The following is a 15396-nucleotide window of genomic DNA, read 5'->3' on the forward strand; positions in this document are numbered from 1 at the left end:
CCGCTGCCACCGGCAAGCCCAGCAAACCATGTCTAGGCGCCCTTCGTGCCGGCGATGATTTCGGTCAGCCTGATGCCGAAACGCGACGGATCGCTTTCCAGCACGGTGATCTCGCCGCGCGCGATCTTGCGGCCGTTGACCACGACGTCGACAGGTTCCCCGATGCGGCGATTGAGCGCCACGGTCGACCCTTTTTGCAGCGCCATCAGATCGGAGACCGGCATCTCGGTGCTGCCGAGGATGATCTGGACATCAACGGGGATGTTCATGATCACGCTGGAATTGGCTGATGAGGCCGCCCTGAACGCCGCATCGGGGCGTTGCTCCTCTTCATGCAGGACACCGCGCAACTCTTCGATGGCACGGTCGAGCTGCTCGTCCGGCTGGTCGAGGTCGGCTTCCGCCTTGGTTTTGGCCATGATCGTCTCCAAATGCTCAGGCGCGTCCGGCGGCAGCCGGCATCAGCCCGTCGATAAAGTCCTGCCCGGCGTCGTAAGGATGCCTGATCCGGACGGTGTAATTCTGTCCCAGTTTGCCGAACTCGCATACGAACAGCGTCTTGCCCCGTGCGCTGAGACGCGCCTGGGATTGGGCCGTTTCCTCGAATTCGATGACATCGCCGATTTCGAAACCGGCGAGATCGCCGAGCGTCAGCCGCGCCAGCGGCATCGTGGCCTCGAGCGCCACGGTGGAGCGCATCACCTCTTCCGAAAAGCGGGCGCGCCAGCTGGGGCCGTGATCGTCGTCGCTGACAGGCACGGCTCCGTCGCGGCTGGCCAGCACGACGCGCTGCGGCATCGTCACCGTGACGGTGCCACTGTCGGCCGGCGTCGAGATGCCAAGCACGATGCGGATTGCCGCGCCATCGCGCAGCACATACCGCTTCGCCTCGGTGCCGGACATTGCTCGCGGCGCGGGCAGGCGCAGGTCGAGCGAACGCTTTCCCGATCCGTTGAGGGCCTGCGCGACCTGCTGGAACACCATGGTCGAGACATCGATTTCGATCTGCGACAGATCGCGTTCGATCGGCGAGACCGGCAGATCCGGATCGCCACCGAACAGCGTGCAGACCATGATAGCGATCGCCGGAGCATCGATCACCAGGGTCATCGCATCGGAGGACGCGGACGAGCCGATCACGGTCATGGCAAACGTGTCGTCGGCACGCGAACGCGCCTCGGGAACGCGGCTGACCTCGATCGCTTTGAGATCGACGACGACCGGAACGCCAAGCTCGCTGGTCAGGCTTTTCTGCAACAGCGGTACGGCGCGTTCGGCCATGGCGCGGCCTGCGTCGATGACCTGGGCGGCCTCGCCGCTGTCGCCGACCAGACGCTCGATGATCAGCGAGCGCGCTTCCGCTGGACTGCCCAGGCTGGTCATGACAGTGCCGGGACCGATCTGTCGCGCATCGTTCAGGCGGCCTTCTTTTCGACGGTGCCGGTATTCATCGTGCTCTGCTCGACGGCGTCGATCGTCGGCCGTTCATAAGATGAGATGGTCTTGCGGCCGAACTCGATCGCCACCTGCGGCAGCGCGCCGTTCATGTAGGCCAGCAGCGTCTGCTTGACGATGATATAGAGGCGGTTCTTCTTCTCGCGCACCGTCTTGATCTTGGTGGCGACCGGCCCGACCACCGAATAGGACAGGAAGATGCCGAGGAACGTTCCGACAAGTGCGGCACCGATCAGACCGCCGAGGATTTCCGGCGACTGGTCGAGCGCGCCCATCGCCTTGACCACGCCGAGCACGGCGGCGACGATGCCGAGCGCCGGCAGGCCATCGCCCACCGCCACCATCGCGTGATAGGCCTTCATCTTGTCGGACCTGATGGTCTGGATCTCTTCGTCCATCAGCGCCTCGATCTCGTGCGAGCGGGCATTGCCGATGATGATGATACGGCAGTAGTCGCAGATGAAATGCGTCAGGTCATGATTGTGCAGCACGGTTGGGAACGCCTGGAAAATCGCTGACTCTTCCGGATTGTCGATATGCGCCTCGACTTCGCTGCGGGATTTCGAGCGCAGCTCGCGCATCAGCGAGTGCAGCACGCCGAGCGTCTCGAGATAGTCCTGTTCCTTCGGCACCGCCTGCTTGAAGGCTTCGAGAATGGCCTTGCCGGTGTCCTTGACCGTCTTCATCGGATTGGCAACGAGGAAGGTGCCAAAAGCCGCACCACAGATGATCACGACCTCCCATGGCTGGATCAGCACGTGAAGATGGCCGCCCATGGCCATGAAGCCGCCAAGGACGCAGCCGAGCGTTACCACCAGTCCAATCAGAATGCCCACGACAGGTCCTTCCGCATTTCACATCAGGAGCTAGGGATAGTCCCCGTGCCTTGTGTGAGGCTTGAATCGAGGGCTTGGAAGCGATTCAGTTTCGCGCAAGGAAGTAGGGGTATTGTGCCGGCATAGCTTCGGCCGGAGGCACGTCTTTGCTCAATACCTTTACCAGCTACCAGCTCATCACCAAGGATATTTCAAAATCGATCGACAGGATCGAGCAGCAGCCCGTGGTTGATCGCGACACCAAATATTATCTCGCGAATATCACCAAGGTGAAATCGATCGACGATTTCGTCAAAAACGACCGTTTGTTCAAGTATGCCATGAAGGCCTACGGGCTGGAGGACATGGACTACGCCAAGGCCTTCATGGTCAAGGCACTCAAGGAAGGCGTCTCCGATCCCGACAGCTTCGCCAACAAGCTGACCGACAAGCGCTACGCCGAATTCGTCAGCGCTTTCAACTTCGCCGCCAACGGCGCCGATGCGACCATCTACAACAAGACACAGCAGTTGGTGACCAAGAACTATGCCATCCAGGCGCAGATCGCCGGCCTCGATCCCAATTCGGCCTATGTGAAGGGCGAGACGACATACTATCTCGCCAACATCACCAAGGTGAAGTCGATCGACGATCTGATGTCGAACAGCCGGCTCTACACATACGCGCTGGCGTCATTCGGTCTCGATTCCGCGACGGAGGACAAGGATCTCATCAAGCGGGTTCTGCAGGGCGGCGTCCGCGATCCCGACAGCGTCGCCAACAAGATGACGGACAAGACCTATGCCGCGCTTGCCTCCGCCTTCAACTTCGAGGCCTATGGCGAAAACACCACGACCATCAATCCGGCGCAGCAGCCGACCGTCGACAAATACATGCGCCAGACCCTCGAAGAGGATGCCGGTCAGGCTAACCAGGGTGTGCGGCTGGCGCTTTACTTCGATCGCAAGGCCCCAACCATCACCAGCTGGTATGACGTGCTGGCCGACACCGCGCTTGCCAGTGTCGTGCGCACCGTGCTCGGCCTGCCCGATTCCTTCGCCACCGCCGATGTCGACAAGCAGGCGCAGCTGTTCGAGCAAAAACTCGACATCTCGGATTTCTCCGACCCCGAAAAACTCGGCAAGTTCCTGACCCGCTTCACCAGCATGTACGAGATCAACCACCCGACTTCATCGGCCGTCACCTCGGTCAGCGTGCTGTTTGCCCAGCCACTCACAGTCGGCATCTCCACCGACCTGATGATGGCCATGCAGAAATTGAGGTTCTGAGACCATCATGAGGGACAGCCTGTACGTCGCCCTTTCGTCGCAGATCGCGCTCGAGCGGCGCCTCGACACCATCGCCGACAACGTCGCCAATGCCTCGACGATCGGCTTTCGCGCTACCGGCGTGAAGTTCGAGGACATCGTCTCCGGCACCGGGCAAAAATCGGTATCCTTCGCCTCCCCGGGCAAGACCTACCTTTCCGGCGCCCATGGTGCCTTGAGCGAGACCGGAAATCCCTTCGATTTCGCCGTCCAGGGCGATGCCTGGTTTGCCATAGAGACGCCGGTCGGCACCGTCATGACCCGCGACGGCCGCTTTTCGATGAACGAGAACGGCGAGCTGATGTCGATCGAGGGCCACCCGGTGCTCGATGCCGGCGGCTCGCCGATCCAGCTTGATCCCCGCAACGGCCCACCCAAGGCCGGGGCCGATGGTTCGTTGCGCCAGAACGATCAGCTTGTCGGCTCGATCGGTCTCTACAATTTCGACCCAGGCCCGAACTTCGTCCGCTACGGCAATTCCGGCATCGTTCCGGCACGCACCCCGGAGCCTGTCACCGATCGCTCGGATATCGGCGTCGCCCAGGGTTTTCTCGAAGAGTCCAATGTCAATCCGGTGCTGGAGATCACCAGGCTGATCATGGTCCAGCGCGCCTTCGAGAACACCGCCGCCCTGATGCGGCAGACCGACTCCTCCACCGACGAGGCGATCAAGACGCTCGGCTCGAAATAATCCATGTCGCTCGACCAGCCATCCCTGCGCGCACTCGAAAGACAACTCCAGCCGGCGCCGGAAGACCGGCTTGCCGCGCTGGAACGGGTCTGGCGGCGTTTCGCCGACGCCGAGGCGCTGCTCAAGCGCGGCGGCCGCGTCATCGAAGTCACGCCCACGCACTACAAGGTGCACGGCCTTTCCGGCTTCGCCAGGCTGGGCGACATCGTCGAGCAGCGCGGCGATGCCGGTGCGCGGCGCGGCGAGATCGTCAAGATCGGCCGCGACGAGGCCGTCGTGGCACCCTTCGAACGCAGCGCCGATTCCGGCATCGGTGATGCCGTTTTCCGCCGAGGTCCGCTCGTGGTGGCGCCGCATGCCTCGTGGCGCGGCCGCACCATCGACGCACTCACCAGGACGATCGATGGCGGCCCGCCGCTCGCCCGGGGAGACGACACATCGCGCGGCGCCCAGACGACGCCGGGAGCCATGGCGCGGCAACGCGTCGGCACTGCCTTCATGACCGGCGTCAAGGTCATCGACATCTTCACGCCGCTCTGTTTCGGCCAGCGCCTTGGCATCTTTGCCGGCTCCGGCGTCGGCAAGTCGACGCTGCTCGCCATGCTCGCCGGCGCCGACGCATTCGATACCGTCGTGGTGGCGCTCATCGGCGAACGCGGCCGAGAAGTGCGTGAATTCCTCGAGGATACTATCGGCGAGAGCATGGCCAAGACCGTCGCCGTCGTCGCCACCAGCGACGAAAGCGCCATGATGCGCCGGCGTGCGCCGGACACCGCCATGCGCGTCGCCGAGCATTTCCGCGACCAGGGGCATCGCGTTTTGCTGGTGCTGGATTCGATCACCCGCTTCGCCCACGCCCTGCGTGAGGTGGCGACGGGGACCGGCGAGCCGCCGGTCGCGCGCGGTTATCCGGCCTCGGTGTTCACCGAACTGCCCAAGCTGCTCGAACGCGCCGGGCCGGGCGGGGAAGGCAAAGGATCCATCACCGCCATCATTTCCGTGCTGGTCGACGGCGACGATCACAACGATCCGGTCGCCGATTCCGTGCGCGGCATCCTCGACGGCCATGTCGTGCTCGATCGCACGATCGCCGAACAGGGTCGCTATCCCCCCGTCAACCCGCTGTCGTCCATATCGCGGTTGGCCGGAAAGGCCTGGAGCGTAGAACAGCGCGCGCTGGTGACAAGGCTGAAGTCGATGATCTCGCGCTTCGAGGACACGCGCGATATCCGGTTGCTTGGGGCCTATCAGGGGGGCGCCGATGCCGAACTGGACATCGCCGTGCGCCAGGTGCCGCTGATCTATGAGGCGCTGACGCAAGCGCCGAAGGATCGCCCGTCGACCGACCCGTTCTCCGATCTCGCCCGCCACCTCAAGAGCAAGCTGAACGCCGATGCCGGAGACTGAACGCGAATATACCGAGCGCATCCTGCGCGACATGATCGCCGAGGCCAACGCCGTGGAGCAAGCCGAGGCTGACGAAGCGAGAACCGCCAAGGCAAAGGCCGCCCGTGACATCGCAGCCAAAGCCGAGGCCGTTCTGGCCAGAGCCGTCAAGCCAATCCTGCCACGAGCTGGCAAAGCCGATCCTGATCTGGCCAGGCCCGTCGAACCCGCTCTGCCCCGGGCTCCCCAGGCGGTGGCTGCCGAGATGACGCAGGCCAGCCGCGACTCGCTGATCGACGGGCTGTTCCCGCGCACCGAATGGCCGCAGCCGCCTAAGGCACCGTTTCCCCGACTGAAGAAGAAGTCCGACCGACGCAGCGATTTCGTCATAGCCGCGCTCGGCATCACGCTCGGCCTGATCTGCGCCCTGTTCCCCTGGTACATCTTCTTCAACCAGGACCAGTTTGGCGTCCAGGCGATGAAGTTCGGCGGCACCGGCTCCAATTCCGGGCGAGCGGGCGGCGGCGTGGTCGCCGAACGCAGCGCGCCGCTGACGGCAAAGGATATTCCCGCGGCCAATCTCGATCTTCTTGCCACGGGGACGGTGCGGGACGACGCCAATCCCGCAGCCGCACCCGACGAGCAACCGTTTCCGGCCGACGCGGCGAAATTCCGCATGGTTCATGTCGCTAACGGCCGTGCCATGATCCAGGACGACGCTGGCCTCTGGATCGTCCAGCGCGGCTCGATACTGCCTGACTCCAGTCAGGTGTCCTCCATCGAGCAGCGCAACGGCAAATGGGTCATGGTCACCAGTGCCGACCGGGTGATCGAACTCTCCAGATAAACGATCTCCGGCTCCCGCCATCCGCAAGGCCCGCGCAAGACTGGCGGCCTAGTCTCTGGGTACCTGCTCGGAGATTCCCATGGAGCCCGTTTCCCTTTTCGACCTCGCCGCCAAGCAAGCGCAATGGCTGGCCGTGCGCCAGTCGGCAGTCGCCGGCAACATCGCCAATGCCAACACGCCGGGTTATACGGCAAACGATGTCGAGCCATTCGAAAAGGTGCTCGACCGCGCTGCCGTATCGCTGCAGGCGACCCAGGCCGGCCATCTCGGCAATGCGGCGACCAATGCCGGCTTCACCATCAAGCCGCAGGAGAATGACGGCGTCGTCATGCCGTCCAAGAACTCGGTCGTTCTGGAAGACCAGTTGCTGAAAGCCGGCGAGGTGCGCCGCTCCTTCGAGCTCAACACAGCGATCGTCAAGGCGTTTCATACGATGATGATGATGGCGGTGAAGAGCTGACCATGGACGCACTGACCGCAGCCCTCAAAGTCGCAGCATCCGGCCTCGGCGCCCAGTCGGAGCGCCTGCGCGTGGTTTCCGAAAACCTCGCCAACGCCCAGTCGACCGGCACCGCGCCCGGCTCCGATCCTTATCGCCGCAAGACCATCAGCTTCGTCTCTGAGCTTGACCGGGCCTCCGGCAGTTCAACGGTTGCAGTGAACTCGATCGATCGAGATCCCAGTGACTTTCCAGTCGAGTTCCAGCCCGGCAACGAGGCCGCCGACGAGAAGGGCTACGTCAAGATGCCCAACGTCAACGTGCTGATCGAAATGGCCGACATGACCGAGGCCAATCGCTCCTACGAGGCCAACCTTCAGGTGGTCAAGCAGGCCCGCGACCTGATTTCCATGACCATCGACCTGATGAGGAACCAGTAATGATCAGCGGTATCGGAGCGCTTCAGTTCAAGCCGTCGATCGGCGGCGACGACGCGGCCACAAGCCTGCTCCAGGGCGGCGCGACACCCTCAGCCGGCGGCACCATCGGCACCTCCTTCGCCGAGGCGCTGAGCCAGGCAGCCTCTAAGACCGTGAACACGCTGCAGAATGCCGAGCAGGTATCGTTGCAGGCGCTCAAGGGCGACGCCGACACCCGTCAGGTGGTCGACGCCGTGATGAGCGCGCAGCAGGCGCTTCAGACCGCCGTCGCCATCCGCGACAAGGTGGTTTCCGCCTATCTCGAAGTCAGTCGAATGGGCATCTGAGGAATTCCGCCATGAAAGCACTCGCCATCGCCGCCACCGGCATGAATGCCCAGCAGACAAATCTGGAAGTCATCGCCAACAACATCGCCAACATCAACACCACCGGCTACAAGCGCGCCCGCGCCGAATTCTCCGACCTGCTCTATCAGGTCGACCGCACGCAAGGCGTGCCCAACCGCTCCAACGCCTCGCTGGTGCCGGAGGGCGTCTCGATCGGCCTCGGCGTCAAGACGACGGCCGTGCGCAACGTGCACACCCAGGGCGAACTGACCAGCACCGGCAACAGTTTCGACCTGGCGCTGACCGGCAGGGGCTGGTTTCAGATCGAGGGTGCCGACGGCGGCACGCTCTACAGCCGCGCCGGAGCTCTCAACACCAACGCCACCGGCCAACTCGTGACGGTCGACGGCGCTGCCGTCATTCCGGCAATCAATGTCCCCGTGGATGCCGTCGAGGTCATCGTCAACAAGACCGGCCAGGTCTTCGCCCGCATCGACGGCCAGACCGACCTGCAGAACCTCGGTCAGCTTCAGATCGCCAACTTCGCCAACGAGGCCGGCCTGGCGCCGCTCGGCGACAATCTGTTCCAGGAAACCACGGCTTCGGGGCCGGCGAATGTCGGCGTGCCTGGCGATCCCGGCTTTGCCACCATCCAGCAGGGCTATCTCGAAGCCTCCAACGTCGACCCGGTCAAGGAAATCACCGAACTGATCTCGGCGCAGCGCGCTTATGAGATGAACTCCAAGGTCATTCAGGCCGCCGACGACATGGCCTCCGTGGTCTCCAAGAACATCAGGTAACGCATGATGTCGACGCCCGGCCTCCTGTCCGCATTCCGCCGCACCGCGCTCGTCCTTGCGCTGGTGACCGGCACGATGCCGGCTTTTGCCCAGGAATCGGCCAACCAATCGGCCACCCGGATCGCCAGCAATCAAGCTGGCGGCGAGGTGGTGCTTATTCCGAGCCGGGTAATCTATCCCGGCGAGACCATCAACCTGGCTGCCCTGAAACAGGTCACCCTTGTCGTCGGCAAGCACAAGCCGGAGGCGGTCGCCACGCGGGCCGAAGAACTGGATGGCAAAGTCGCCAAGCGCACGCTGCTGCCCGGCCGCTACATTCCTTCCACCGCCATCCGCGAGACCTGGCTGGTCGAACAGGGTGCTTCCGTGCAGATCTTCTTCATCGCCGGCGGGCTGACGATCTCGGCCACCGCCGTGACGCTGCAGCCGGGAGCCCCGGGCGACCTCGTCAAGGTTCGCAACATCGACAGCGGCAAAATCCTGTCCGGCACGGTGATGGCGGACGGAACCATCCAGGTCAGCGCGTCATGATACGCGGGCTTACCCTGATGCTGGCAGCCGTGCTTGGCCTGCAGCCGGCGCTGGCCGACGGCCTGACGTCGAAGGCCAAGCGCGAGCTCGCCGCCAAGAATGGCGGCGTCTACAACGATCCCGAATATGATCCGGCCACCACCAGCCGCATGTTCCGGGTTTCGACCGGGCCGAGTTCGCTGCCGCCGGGCCAGGTGGCCGCGCGCATCAAGGACATCGCCCAGTTGCAGAGTTCGCGCGACAATCAGCTCGTCGGCTACGGCCTGGTCATCGGCCTTGCCGGATCGGGCGACAGCCTGCGCAACTCGCCATTCACCGAACAGTCGATCCGCGCGATGCTCGAAAATCTCGGCATCGCCACCGAAGGCGGCAGTGCGCGCGCCAAGAATGTCGCCGCCGTCATCGTCACCGCCAACATGCCGCCCTACGTGCAATCGGGCGCCCGCATCGACATCGACGTCTCCTCGATGGGCGACGCGACCTCGCTTTCCGGCGGCACGCTGATCATGACCCCGCTGAAGGCGGCGGACGGCGAGATCTATGCCGTCGGCCAGGGCTCGGTCATCGTGTCCGGCTTTACCGCCCAAGGACAGGCCGAGCAGCTGACGCAAGGCGTGCCGACCTCCGGCCGCGTGCCGAACGGCGCCATCGTCGAGCGTGCTGTCCAGGCCGAGTTCGACGATCAGGCGGTCCTGACGCTGCAACTGCGCAATCCCGATTTCTCGACCGCTATCCGCATCGCGGACGCCATCAACGACTACACCGGCCAGCGCTTCGGCATGCGAGTGGCGGCAGAGCGCGATTCTCGCACCGTGCAGATCAGAAGGCCGAAGGGTGTCTCGGCGGCGCGCTTCTATGCCGAAATCGAGAATCTGGTGGTCGAATCCGACACGCCGGCCCGTGTCGTGATCGACGAGCGCACCGGCACCATCGTCATCGGCAATGACGTCAAGATCTCACGTGTCGCCATCAGCCACGGCACGCTCACCGTGCGCATCACCGAAGCGCCGCGCATTGTCCAGCCCGAGCCCTTCTCCAAGGGCGAGACCGCCGTCGAACCGTTCACCGCCATCGACGCCAGCCGGCCCGACGCCCGCGTTGCCGTGCTTGACGGACCCGATCTCCAGACCCTCGTTTCCGGCCTCAACCGCCTCGGCGTCAAGCCTGACGGCATCATCGCCATTCTGCAGGGCATCAAGTCGGCCGGGGCCCTGCAGGCCGACCTGGTTCTGCAATAGGCGATGCCGATGACGCGCTCCTTCCCACGCCATGACGGCAGACACCGCAAAGTCGCGATCCTGCTCGCGACCGCCATCGTCGCGGCTCTGCCCTTTGCCGGCGACACCGCACGCGGCGAGGAGACGGTCCGCCAGGTCCTGCCGGGAGCACCGGTGGCAGCGGCGCCGCAGCAATTGACACGGGAAAAGGCGCCGGACCAAAGCGAGATCGAGCGCTTCTGCTCAAACATCGCCGACGCCGCCCGCGACCGCCGCTATGTCCTGCAGGCGGAGGAACTGAAGCAGCTCCAGGCCGGCATTGACGAGCGCATGAAAGCTCTCGATGCAAAGAAAGCTGAATACGAGACCTGGCTGAAGCGGCGCGAGGTTTTCCTGGCCCGGGCCGAGGACGGCGTCGTCCAGATCTACGCCGGCATGAAACCTGACGCCGCTGCCGAGCGGCTGGCCATCGTCAACGCCGATCTGGCTGCGGCCATATTGATGAAGCTCGATACACGCAAGGCGAGCGTCATCCTCAACGAAATGGACCAGAAGGCGGCGGCGACGCTCACCGGCATTATGGCCAGCGCAGCCCGAAGGGTAGACCCGTCATGAACCGGAAAATGCTTGCCCTGTGCGCGGTCACCATGCTGTCGGGTTGCGGAACCAACCTCAAGGAGGTCGGCAGGGAGCCGGCTCTGTCCCCGGTCGGCTCCGGCATCGATGGCGGCAGCACCGGCTCCCTCTATCGCTATCCGCAAACGCCGCCCGCGCCGGTCAAGAAATTCTCGTTGTGGGACGACCGCCAGAGCCGGCTGTTCACCGACCCGCGGGCGCTGTCCCAGGGCGACATCCTGACGGTCAAGATCAAGATCAACGATCGGGCCAACTTCAAGAACCAGAACGACAGGAGCCGCACCGCCAATCGCAAGCTCGGTTACGACCTCAGCGCGCAGTGGGACAAGTGGAGCACCGCCGGCAAGGGCGCTGGGGCTCTCACCTCCACCACGGACACGACTGCCGACGGCGAGATCAAGCGCTCGGAAACGCTTGAACTCAATGTCGCGGCGATCGTCACCGATGTGCTGCCCAACGGCAATCTGATGATCACCGGATCGCAGGAAGTGCGCGTCAACGCCGAGCTCAGGGTGCTGACGCTCGCCGGCATCGTGCGGCCGGCCGATATCGGCGCCGAAAACACCATCCCCTACGAACGTATCGCCGAGGCCCGCATCTCCTACGGCGGACGCGGTCGCATCACCGAGGTCCAGCAGCCTGCCTACGGCCAGCAGATTCTCGACCAGGTTCTTCCGTTCTAGGATCGGAGCAGGGCGCCGTGGCAAATATCGAACAGGTTCAGCCACGCAAGGGTCCCTCCCCTGCCATCCAGGCCGGCCTGCTGCTGCTTGTGACGGCGGCCGCCATTGGCATGGGCTGGATGTCCGGCGGTTATCTCAAAGGCGTCGGCGCACCGGCGTCGGTACCGGTCGCGCCTGAGAACGAAGGCAAGATCATGCAGCCCACCGCGGCCGAGCAGCCAGGCCTGGGCCCGATGCTTGTCGTGCTGGCGCCGATCACCACCAACATCGCCTCGCCTGCCGGCACATGGATCAGGATGGAGGTGTCCATCGTCTATGACGCGCCGCAGCCACAGGCAATGTCTGATGACATCCACCAGGACCTTCTGGCCCTGGTGCGCACGTTGAAGATGCATCAGATCGAGGGGGCCAGCGGCTACCAGCACCTGAAGGCCGACCTCGAAGAACGCGCCGCGATCCGCAGCCAGGGTCACGCCAAACAGGTACTCATCAGGACATTGCTGCTCGAATGAGAAAGTTCCTTCTCGCCACGGCCATGATCGCGGCCGCCACCTCCATCGCGACGGCCCAGCAACTCGATCTCGGCGGCATCGGCAAGGCTGACGGCACCACCGTAGGCTACATCATCCAGATGTTCGGCTTGCTGACCGTTCTGTCGGTGGCGCCAGGCCTGCTGATCATGGTGACCAGCTTCACCCGTTTCGTCATCGCCTTCTCGATCCTGCGCGCCGGCATCGGCCTGCAGTCGACACCGGCGAACCTCATCCTGATTTCGCTATCGCTGTTCATGACGTTCTACGTCATGGCGCCGACCTTCGATCAGGCCTGGAACACCGGCGTCAAGCCGCTGATGGACAACCAGATCACGCAGACCGAAGCCTTCGACAAGATTTCAGACCCGTTCCGCACCTTCATGCTGCACAATGTGCGTGACAAGGATTTCGACCTCTTCGCCGACCTTGCCCGCGAGCGCGGACAGACCGTTTCGCGTGACACCGTCGACCTGCGCATCCTGGTGCCGGCCTTCATGATCTCGGAGATCCGGCGCGGTTTCGAGATCGGCTTCCTGATCGTGCTGCCATTCCTGGTCATCGACCTGATCGTCGCCACCATCACCATGGCGATGGGCATGATGATGCTGCCGCCGACAGTGGTGTCGCTGCCGTTCAAGATCCTGTTCTTCGTCCTGATCGACGGCTGGAACCTGCTTGTCGGCAGCCTGGTGCGCTCCTTCAACTGACCCTGCGGCGCCGGCTCGAAATCCCAGCAATATATTTTCGATTAACCGTCCGGTTTAGCCCTTTGGTAGGGACTTGCCCGCATATTCGCTCGCAGATGGCGGGTGATCGATTTTGAGAGATCATGGGCATGATGCCGCACCGTCATACCGGTAGAGCCGGTATGTAAAAAATACCTGTAAAATCAAGGTCCGAGTACCATGTCCAGCATCATGACGAACAGCGCCGCATTGACGGCCCTGCAGAGCCTCAACGCCACCAGCAAATCCCTCACCGACACCCAGGCCCGCATCTCGACCGGTTACAAGGTCTCGCAGGCTTCGGACAACGCCGCTTACTGGTCGATCGCCACCACGATGCGCTCCGACAACCAGGCAATGTCCACCGTTTCGGACGCTCTCGGCCTCGGCGCCTCTAAGGTCGACACAGCCTATACCGGCATGAGTAGCGCGATCGATACGATCAACCAGATCAAGACCAAGCTGGTCGCGTCCTACGGCCAGACGGACGCCTCCAAGGAAAAGACCCAGGTCGAAATCGCCGCCCTTCAGAACCAGTTGAAGGCCTACGCCGATGGCGCCACCTTCTCCGGCACCAACATGCTTTCGGTGTCCACTGCGACAGGCACCGCGGCCGACGTGAAGATTGTTTCGGCCTTCAACCGCGACGCGACCGGCGCGGCTTCGATCTCCACGATCGATGTCAATGTGGAAAGCATCAAGCTGTACGATGCCGGCGCGGCACCAACCGCCAAGGGTATTCTCGACACGGCCCGCCTCGGCACCACGGGCGCTGCTGTTGCCACGGCCTCGGCACCGACGTTGGGCGCTGCCGCAGCGGTTACCGACACCTATTCGGTTGCCTCGCTGACTATCTTCTCGGGTGGCACGGCCGCCAGCGATAGCCAGATCGCGCAGCAGATGAACGTCGTCGATGCCGCGCTCAAGGCCATGACCAACGCCGCCACCACGCTCGGCGCCGCCAAGAGCAGTATCGACCTGCAGAAGACCTTCACCTCGAACCTGATGGACTCCATCGATCGCGGTGTCGGCCAGCTCGTCGATGCCGACATGAACAAGGAATCGACCCGCCTCCAGGCCCTGCAGGTCCAGCAGCAGCTCGGCATCCAGGCGCTGTCGATCGCCAACGGTTCGTCGCAGTCGATCCTGTCGCTCTTCCGCGGCTAATCGCATCCGCCAACTTGCACTAAAATCGGGCCGCGCCAAAAGCGCGGCCCGATTTCGTTTGCTCGGACCGCGCGCAACGCTCTGTCGTTAACTCTCGAAAGGCCGCGTTTAACAGGCTGTTAACCATGTCCCGCTAATTATGGTTAACCAATAGCTTACAACGGTTGGCGAATCGGCCCTACTGGCACGATACCACGGTTGAAGCAGGCCTATCCGGCATGTCTGAGCATGCCGGCCTTTGAGAAGGAGCGACTTTCTTGGCGAGTATCATGACCAACGCCGCGGCGTTAACCGCGCTTCAAAGCCTCAGCGCCACCAACAAGTCACTCGAGCAGACACAGGCCCGCATATCGACGGGCTACCGTGTCTCGCAAGCTTCGGACAACGCGGCCTACTGGTCGATCGCCACCACGATGCGCTCCGACAACCAGGCCCTGTCGACGGTGCAGGATGCACTCGGCCTCGGCGCCTCGAAAGTCGACACCGCCTACACCGGCATGAACAATGTGCTGACAACGATCGGCCAGATCAAGACCAAGCTGCTTTCGACCGTCGGCCAGACGGACGCAGCCAAGGCAAAGACGCAGACCGAGATCAAAGCGCTTCAGGCGCAGATGAAGTCGTTCGCCGATGCGGCCACCTTTTCAGGCTCGAACTTCCTAGCGGTGACCTCAAAGCAGGTTGCGGCCGCCAATGACGGCGTCCAGCCCGACTCCCAGATCGTGTCCTCATTCAATCGTTCCTCATCCGGCGCCATCTCGATCGGGACGATCGATATCGATGTCGAGAGCACCAAGCTTTTCGACTACGGCCTCGCCGCCGAGGTCAAGAATTACGGAACCCTCGATCGCCAGACGTCCATCTATTCCACGGGCGCCGCCCAGACCCTGTACGACAACGCCTATGCGGGCGTGATCGCGGGCGGAGGAACGGACATCGCCGCGAACACCGCCGGCCAGACGGCGGCGGGAGCGGTCGCCAAGGTCGACAATATCTCCGCCTACAACCTCGATATCACGGCACCAGGCATTACCGACGACATCATCACGCAGATGGTGAACAGGATCGATAACGTCATGGCCCAGCTGACCGACTCCGCCACCATCCTCGGTTCCGCCAAGAGCAGCATTGACCTGCAGAAGACCTTCACCCAGAGTTTGATGGACTCCATCGACCGCGGCGTCGGCCAGCTTGTCGATGCCGACATGAACAAGGAATCGACCCGGCTCCAGGCACTGCAGGTTCAGCAGCAGCTCGGCGTTCAAGCGCTGTCGATCGCCAACAGCGCCTCGCAGTCGATCCTGTCTCTGTTCAAGAGCTGATCACGGGCGCCACCGGCGCCGTCCTTTCCATCAGATAATCGGGCCGCGCCGCCAG

19 protein-coding genes are annotated in these 15396 nt (G+C 63.3%); 16 read left to right on the forward strand and 3 right to left on the reverse strand.

What is annotated here, in order from left to right; all coding sequences use genetic code 11:
- Window positions 1-32: 32 nt before the first annotated feature.
- From fliN to motA, 3 genes are read right to left on the reverse strand one after another with little or no spacing between them, the layout of a single operon-like run.
- Window positions 33-419, reverse strand: a complete 387-nt coding sequence (gene fliN / locus NKJ67_RS23215) for a flagellar motor switch protein FliN (RefSeq protein WP_023809994.1) — start codon at window positions 417-419, stop codon at window positions 33-35.
- A 16-nt stretch (window positions 420-435) separates the two neighbouring features.
- Window positions 436-1383 (reverse strand): FliM/FliN family flagellar motor switch protein, encoded by a 948-nt coding sequence (locus NKJ67_RS23220; RefSeq protein WP_352583312.1) that lies wholly within the window; start codon window positions 1381-1383, stop codon window positions 436-438.
- A gap of 32 nt (window positions 1384-1415) precedes the next feature.
- Complete coding sequence (motA, locus tag NKJ67_RS23225; protein ID WP_127326683.1) at window positions 1416-2291, reverse strand: flagellar motor stator protein MotA; 876 nt, start codon at window positions 2289-2291, stop codon at window positions 1416-1418.
- A gap of 146 nt (window positions 2292-2437) precedes the next feature.
- Here motA and NKJ67_RS23230 point away from each other — a divergent pair, with 146 nt between their 5' ends.
- From NKJ67_RS23230 to NKJ67_RS23305, 16 genes are all read left to right on the forward strand, one after another.
- A complete protein-coding gene (locus tag NKJ67_RS23230; protein WP_352583314.1) occupies window positions 2438-3559 on the forward strand; it encodes a DUF1217 domain-containing protein in 1122 nt (373 codons plus the stop codon).
- A gap of 7 nt (window positions 3560-3566) precedes the next feature.
- A complete protein-coding gene (flgF, locus tag NKJ67_RS23235) occupies window positions 3567-4289 on the forward strand; it encodes a flagellar basal-body rod protein FlgF (RefSeq protein WP_352583316.1) in 723 nt (240 codons plus the stop codon).
- A gap of 3 nt (window positions 4290-4292) precedes the next feature.
- Window positions 4293-5696, forward strand: coding sequence for a flagellar protein export ATPase FliI (fliI, locus tag NKJ67_RS23240; RefSeq protein ID WP_127408453.1), 1404 nt, complete (start codon window positions 4293-4295; stop codon window positions 5694-5696).
- Window positions 5683-6522 carry a hypothetical protein gene (locus NKJ67_RS23245; protein ID WP_292336253.1) on the forward strand — a complete coding sequence of 280 codons (840 nt, stop codon included), beginning with the start codon at window positions 5683-5685 and terminating at the stop codon, window positions 6520-6522. The genes fliI and NKJ67_RS23245 overlap by 14 nt, the downstream gene beginning before the upstream one ends.
- Before the next feature lie 79 nt (window positions 6523-6601).
- Window positions 6602-6982: a flagellar basal body rod protein FlgB gene (gene flgB / locus NKJ67_RS23250; RefSeq protein ID WP_027038255.1), complete on the forward strand. Its 381-nt coding sequence runs from the start codon at window positions 6602-6604 to the stop codon at window positions 6980-6982.
- A 2-nt stretch (window positions 6983-6984) separates the two neighbouring features.
- Window positions 6985-7401 carry a flagellar basal body rod protein FlgC gene (flgC, locus tag NKJ67_RS23255; RefSeq protein WP_013529797.1) on the forward strand — a complete coding sequence of 139 codons (417 nt, stop codon included), beginning with the start codon at window positions 6985-6987 and terminating at the stop codon, window positions 7399-7401.
- Window positions 7401-7727, forward strand: a complete 327-nt coding sequence (fliE, locus tag NKJ67_RS23260; protein WP_127397190.1) for a flagellar hook-basal body complex protein FliE — start codon at window positions 7401-7403, stop codon at window positions 7725-7727. Before flgC ends, fliE begins: the two co-directional genes overlap by 1 nt.
- An 11-nt stretch (window positions 7728-7738) precedes the next feature.
- Window positions 7739-8527: a flagellar basal-body rod protein FlgG gene (flgG, locus tag NKJ67_RS23265; protein ID WP_013529795.1), complete on the forward strand. Its 789-nt coding sequence runs from the start codon at window positions 7739-7741 to the stop codon at window positions 8525-8527.
- 3 nt (window positions 8528-8530) lie between these two features.
- Window positions 8531-9058, forward strand: a complete 528-nt coding sequence (gene flgA, locus NKJ67_RS23270; protein WP_352583317.1) for a flagellar basal body P-ring formation chaperone FlgA — start codon at window positions 8531-8533, stop codon at window positions 9056-9058.
- On the forward strand, window positions 9055-10296 hold the full coding sequence (locus NKJ67_RS23275; protein ID WP_352583318.1) for a flagellar basal body P-ring protein FlgI: 1242 nt from the start codon (window positions 9055-9057) through the stop codon (window positions 10294-10296). Before flgA ends, NKJ67_RS23275 begins: the two co-directional genes overlap by 4 nt.
- A 9-nt stretch (window positions 10297-10305) precedes the next feature.
- Entirely contained in the window at window positions 10306-10890 is a 585-nt protein-coding gene (locus NKJ67_RS23280) for a MotE family protein (protein WP_502905229.1), read from the forward strand.
- On the forward strand, window positions 10887-11594 hold the full coding sequence (gene flgH / locus NKJ67_RS23285; RefSeq protein ID WP_352583320.1) for a flagellar basal body L-ring protein FlgH: 708 nt from the start codon (window positions 10887-10889) through the stop codon (window positions 11592-11594). Before NKJ67_RS23280 ends, flgH begins: the two co-directional genes overlap by 4 nt.
- Window positions 11595-11611: 17 nt before the next feature.
- Window positions 11612-12106: a flagellar basal body-associated FliL family protein gene (locus tag NKJ67_RS23290; RefSeq protein WP_127399238.1), complete on the forward strand. Its 495-nt coding sequence runs from the start codon at window positions 11612-11614 to the stop codon at window positions 12104-12106.
- On the forward strand, window positions 12103-12834 hold the full coding sequence (gene fliP, locus NKJ67_RS23295) for a flagellar type III secretion system pore protein FliP (protein WP_127290412.1): 732 nt from the start codon (window positions 12103-12105) through the stop codon (window positions 12832-12834). Before NKJ67_RS23290 ends, fliP begins: the two co-directional genes overlap by 4 nt.
- A 198-nt stretch (window positions 12835-13032) precedes the next feature.
- On the forward strand, window positions 13033-14019 hold the full coding sequence (locus NKJ67_RS23300; protein ID WP_127271439.1) for a flagellin N-terminal helical domain-containing protein: 987 nt from the start codon (window positions 13033-13035) through the stop codon (window positions 14017-14019).
- Window positions 14020-14276: 257 nt separating this feature from the next.
- Window positions 14277-15341 carry a flagellin N-terminal helical domain-containing protein gene (locus NKJ67_RS23305; protein ID WP_127270046.1) on the forward strand — a complete coding sequence of 355 codons (1065 nt, stop codon included), beginning with the start codon at window positions 14277-14279 and terminating at the stop codon, window positions 15339-15341.
- The last annotated feature ends 55 nt before the right edge of the window (window positions 15342-15396 follow it).

Origin of the sequence: Mesorhizobium sp. M0088 (assembly GCF_040322895.1) — a bacterium.
Lineage (GTDB): Bacteria > Pseudomonadota > Alphaproteobacteria > Rhizobiales > Rhizobiaceae > Mesorhizobium.

Bases quoted from the DNA above. Each gene is read 5' to 3' on its own strand.
- fliI (WP_127408453.1), top strand. From the start codon at position 4,293: ATGTCGCTCGACCAGCCATCCCTGCGCGCACTCGAAAGACAACTCCAG.
- NKJ67_RS23245 (WP_292336253.1), top strand. From the start codon at position 5,683: ATGCCGGAGACTGAACGCGAATATACCGAGCGCATCCTGCGCGACATG.
- flgF (WP_352583316.1), top strand. From the start codon at position 3,567: ATGAGGGACAGCCTGTACGTCGCCCTTTCGTCGCAGATCGCGCTCGAG.
- fliE (WP_127397190.1), top strand. From the start codon at position 7,401: ATGATCAGCGGTATCGGAGCGCTTCAGTTCAAGCCGTCGATCGGCGGC.
- NKJ67_RS23275 (WP_352583318.1), top strand. From the start codon at position 9,055: ATGATACGCGGGCTTACCCTGATGCTGGCAGCCGTGCTTGGCCTGCAG.
- NKJ67_RS23300 (WP_127271439.1), top strand. From the start codon at position 13,033: ATGTCCAGCATCATGACGAACAGCGCCGCATTGACGGCCCTGCAGAGC.
- flgG (WP_013529795.1), top strand. From the start codon at position 7,739: ATGAAAGCACTCGCCATCGCCGCCACCGGCATGAATGCCCAGCAGACA.
- NKJ67_RS23220 (WP_352583312.1), bottom strand. From the start codon at position 1,383: ATGACCAGCCTGGGCAGTCCAGCGGAAGCGCGCTCGCTGATCATCGAG.
- flgB (WP_027038255.1), top strand. From the start codon at position 6,602: ATGGAGCCCGTTTCCCTTTTCGACCTCGCCGCCAAGCAAGCGCAATGG.
- flgC (WP_013529797.1), top strand. From the start codon at position 6,985: ATGGACGCACTGACCGCAGCCCTCAAAGTCGCAGCATCCGGCCTCGGC.
- NKJ67_RS23280 (WP_502905229.1), top strand. From the start codon at position 10,306: ATGACGCGCTCCTTCCCACGCCATGACGGCAGACACCGCAAAGTCGCG.
- fliN (WP_023809994.1), bottom strand. From the start codon at position 419: ATGGCCAAAACCAAGGCGGAAGCCGACCTCGACCAGCCGGACGAGCAG.
- fliP (WP_127290412.1), top strand. From the start codon at position 12,103: ATGAGAAAGTTCCTTCTCGCCACGGCCATGATCGCGGCCGCCACCTCC.
- flgA (WP_352583317.1), top strand. From the start codon at position 8,531: ATGATGTCGACGCCCGGCCTCCTGTCCGCATTCCGCCGCACCGCGCTC.
- flgH (WP_352583320.1), top strand. From the start codon at position 10,887: ATGAACCGGAAAATGCTTGCCCTGTGCGCGGTCACCATGCTGTCGGGT.